Raw genomic sequence first — 3,887 nt, forward strand, 5'->3', positions numbered from 1 at the left:
CTATGCCCCAGTGCACGCACGCCCGCGGGCAGTGGGGTGGCGCCCCGGCCAGTCGCCCCACGGGGTCGCCCGCGTCGACGACGGCCCCCACCGCGACGTCGGCCTCCACCGGCTCGAGGGAGCTGCGGGTCCCGTCCGCGTGCTCGAGGGTCAGCACGGGGCGGTCGACCACGACCCCGGCGAACACGACCCGGCCCGCCGCCGGCGCCTGGATCGGAGCCCCGGTCTGCACGGCGAGGTCCACGCCCCGGTGCCCCCGACTCCACGGTCGCTCGGGTGCGACGAACGCGCGGAGCACGTCATCCGGGGCGGCGCCGGCGACGGGCGGGTGCCACGCGACCGGCGCGGCCGTCGATCCCGGACCTGCCGGGGACGCCGCGACGAGCAGCAGCGCGTCGCGCCCCGACGGTGCGGACGTGGCCCGCGGCACGGCGTCGAGGCCGCCCACCCCCGAGGCGAGGACGAGCCAGGCGAGCAGGGCCGCCGCGACGCACCCCGCGATGTGCGGGCGCGGGAGCGGACGGGGGAGGTGGGTGCGTGGGGTCATGGCGACAGCCTGGCGTCCCGGGCGGCCGCGTGGCGGGCCCGCAGTGCGATCGTGGAGAGCGCCCGCCGCACCGGTCCCTGTGCAGGAGTCGGCGATGGGAGCGGTCGCCCACCTGGGGTAGGATTCACCTCAGCGGTGTCCTGTGGCCGGCCCAGTGCTATGCCCCGGACACCGACTCCGCGCATCGCGGTGGGTCGCTCCAGCGGCCCAGCCCCCACGCTCGGTCCCGTCCCCGCCGTCCTCCTGGAGAGGGCGTCGGCGCGGGTGCTCGTGGGGCCCGGCAGCCCGCCGTCGTGATGCCAGGGGCCGCCCGACCGGGCCGGCCGCCAACCGTCAAGAAATCGACCGGCAGACCGCCCGCGCGTGAAGCGCGGGGTGTCACGGCTGCCACAGAAGGGAACGTCATGCCCGTCGTGACCATGCGCCAGCTCCTCGACTCCGGTGTCCACTTCGGCCACCAGACCCGCCGCTGGAACCCCAAGATGAAGCGCTTCATCTTCACCGAGCGCAACGGCATCTACATCATCGACCTCCAGCAGTCGCTGTCCTACATCGACCGCGCCTACGAGTTCGTCAAGGAGACCGTCGCCCACGGCGGCACCATCCTGTTCGTCGGCACCAAGAAGCAGGCCCAGGAGGCCATCGCGGAGCAGGCCGGCCGCGTGGGCATGCCCTACGTGAACCACCGCTGGCTCGGCGGCATGCTGACCAACTTCTCCGACCGTCTCCAAGCGCGTGCAGCGCATGAAGGAGCTCGAGGAGATCGACTTCGAGGACGTGGCCGGCTCGCAGTTCACCAAGAAGGAGCTGCTGCTGCTCAACCGTGAGCTCGAGAAGCTGCAGGCCAACCTCGGCGGCATCCGCAACATGGCCAAGACCCCCTCCGCCGTGTGGGTCGTGGACACCAAGAAGGAGCACCTGGCCGTCGACGAGGCCCAGAAGCTCGGCATCCCGGTCGTCGCCATCCTGGACACCAACTGCGATCCGGACGAGGTCGCCTACCCGATCCCGGGCAACGACGACGCCATCCGCTCCGTGAACCTGCTGACCCGCGTGGTCGCGGACGCCGTCGCCGAGGGCCTGATCGCCCGTCAGGGCGGCAAGTCCGGCCAGGCGGCCGCCGAGCCGATGGCCGAGTGGGAGCGCGAGCTGCTCGAGCAGCACAACGCCCAGCAGGCCGAGCAGGCTGAGCAGGCCGAGGCCCCCGCCGCCGAGGCGCCGGCCGAGCAGGCCGAGGCCCCCGCCGCCGAGGCGCCGGCCGAGCAGGCCGAGGCCCCCGCCGCCGAGGCCGCCCCGCAGGGCGAGTGATCCCGGCCGGCCCGTCGGCCCGGCCCCACCCGGCCGGGCCGACGGACCGGATCAGACCCCGAACATCCCGCACAACCCACACCACGGGAAGGACCGAACGAGCATGGCGAACTACACCGCTGCTGACATCAAGGCCCTGCGCGAGCGCACCGGCGCCGGCATGATGGACGTGAAGAAGGCTCTGGACGAGGCCGACGGCGACGCCGAGAAGGCCATCGAGATCATCCGCGTGAAGGGCCTCAAGGGCGCCACCAAGCGCGAGGGCCGCTCCGCCGCCGAGGGCCTCGTGGCCGCGACCGTCGAGAACGGCGTCGGCGTCATGATCGAGCTCAACTGCGAGACCGACTTCGTGGCCAAGGCCGACAAGTTCATCGCCCTGGGCGACGTGGTGCTGCGCGCCGCCGTCGCCTCCGGCGCCACCGACGTCGACGGCCTGCTGGCCTCCGACTACGAGGGCCGCACCCTGGGCGACTACGTGACCGAGGAGGGCGCCCTGCTGGGCGAGAAGGTGGCCGTGCGCCGCCTGGCCCGCGTGGAGGGCGCCTTCGTGGACGCCTACCTGCACAAGACCTCCAAGGACCTGCCGGCCCAGGTGGGCGTGCTCCTCGCCGTGGACGCCGACTCCGCCGACGCCAAGACCGCCGCGCACGACATCGCCGTGCACACCGCGGCCTATTCGCCCACGTACCTCACCCGTGAGGACGTGCCGGCCGAGACCGTCGAGAACGAGCGTCGCATCGCCGATGAGACCGCCCGTGCCGAGGGCAAGCCGGAGCAGGCCCTGCCGAAGATCGTGGAGGGCCGCCTGACCGGCTTCTTCAAGGAGATCGTGCTCGTGGACCAGCCGTTCGCGAAGGACCCGAAGCAGACCGTCGGCAAGGTCGCCTCCGACGCCGGCACCAACGTCACCGGGTTCGCCCGCTTCCGCGTCGGCAACTGACCGCCGCACCCGGACCGGCCGCTCCCGGTCCACGCCCCGCGGGGGCGTAGGATCGGGAGCGACCCGAGGTCCACTCCGGCGCCGGATGGCGCCGACGACCATCGCATGACGGGGTGGCCGCCCCGACCGGGCGGCCACCCCGTCCGCGTGTCCGCCCCCGGGACGGCCGTCCCCGGCCCGACCCCCCACCGACCAGGAGATGCTTCCCATGGAGACGAACCGCGCCCCCGAGGACCCGACCACCGCCCACGCCCCGCAGACCTCGGACGACACCGGCCGCCGTCGCGTGCTCCTCAAGCTCTCGGGCGAGGTAGGTGCCGCCATAGAAGCCTTGGTTGAACATGTTAACCTTAGCAATACGTAACTGAACGAAGTAGAGTCAAGTAACAACGTATTGCTAAGGTTAACACCCACACTTACTTCAGGACGTACAGCACCTATGCAACCTACCGTTCCGATTATTGAAACAAAACTTGTACCACCAGCATTGAAGGATACATATATTTACCGGGGATCTGTAATAAAAAAGCTAAAAGAAGTTACGACTTATCCCATCACCATCATTCATGGTGGAGCGGGTTATGGGAAAAGCACGATACTGAGTCAGTTCGTTAAGCAATGCAAGGTACCGGTATGCTGGTATACTGTGACAGAATCGGATGATGATATTTTCCCTTTTATCCACTATGTGGTTTATGCCGTTCGAAAGAAGTTTCCTTCCTTCTGTAAAGAACTCCTCGAAGTTATATCGAATATGGATTACTGGGTCAGCGAAGAAGATCTTCAGCTATTAAGTGCCTTATTTATCAACGAATGCGCAAAGATAGAATCAGACCTCATTATTGTCATCGATGATTTTCAACTCGTTGATCACGCGTTGACGATCAATCAATGGATTGAGAAAGTCATTACGCTTCTTCCTTCAAATGTTCATCTTCTTGTTTCAACTCGCATGAAGCCGAAATGGAATAGCCTGATTAAACTAAGCGTGAGTAATAGAATGCTAGATATAGGTGAGAGTGACCTATCGCTATCTGGTGAAGAAACGCGTGAGGTGCTGTACGTCCTGAAGTAAGTGTGGGTGTTAACCTT

The 3,887-nt window shown here is 67.0% G+C and carries 4 protein-coding genes and 1 pseudogene; 4 read left to right on the forward strand and 1 reads right to left on the reverse strand.

Annotation, left to right across the window (positions count from 1 at the left end):
- Positions 1-244: peptidoglycan DD-metalloendopeptidase family protein (locus tag ACXADT_RS21400; RefSeq protein WP_474835868.1), on the reverse strand; the 244-nt coding region annotated here is incomplete at its 3' end.
- A 707-nt stretch (positions 245-951) separates the two neighbouring features.
- Between ACXADT_RS21400 and rpsB the strand changes: the two are divergent.
- The 4 genes and pseudogenes from rpsB to ACXADT_RS21420 form a co-directional block, all read left to right on the forward strand.
- Positions 952-1,741, forward strand: a pseudogene (rpsB, locus tag ACXADT_RS21405) (30S ribosomal protein S2); the annotation flags it as partial.
- A 217-nt stretch (positions 1,742-1,958) separates the two neighbouring features.
- Positions 1,959-2,795: a translation elongation factor Ts gene (tsf, locus tag ACXADT_RS21410; protein ID WP_010079157.1), complete on the forward strand. Its 837-nt coding sequence runs from the start codon at positions 1,959-1,961 to the stop codon at positions 2,793-2,795.
- Between the two features lie 208 nt (positions 2,796-3,003).
- Entirely contained in the window at positions 3,004-3,159 is a 156-nt protein-coding gene (locus ACXADT_RS21415) for a hypothetical protein (RefSeq protein WP_474835869.1), read from the forward strand.
- Positions 3,160-3,234: 75 nt separating this feature from the next.
- Positions 3,235-3,870 carry a P-loop domain-containing protein gene (locus tag ACXADT_RS21420; protein WP_474835870.1) on the forward strand — a complete coding sequence of 212 codons (636 nt, stop codon included), beginning with the start codon at positions 3,235-3,237 and terminating at the stop codon, positions 3,868-3,870.
- Positions 3,871-3,887 lie beyond the last annotated feature (17 nt).

Source organism: Anaerobacillus sp. ABR4_321 (assembly GCF_056158505.1).

Excerpts from the sequence above, each read along its gene's own strand:
- ACXADT_RS21415 (WP_474835869.1), top strand. The coding sequence starts at position 3,004 with ATGGAGACGAACCGCGCCCCCGAGGACCCGACCACCGCCCACGCCCCG.
- tsf (WP_010079157.1), top strand. The coding sequence starts at position 1,959 with ATGGCGAACTACACCGCTGCTGACATCAAGGCCCTGCGCGAGCGCACC.
- ACXADT_RS21420 (WP_474835870.1), top strand. The coding sequence starts at position 3,235 with ATGCAACCTACCGTTCCGATTATTGAAACAAAACTTGTACCACCAGCA.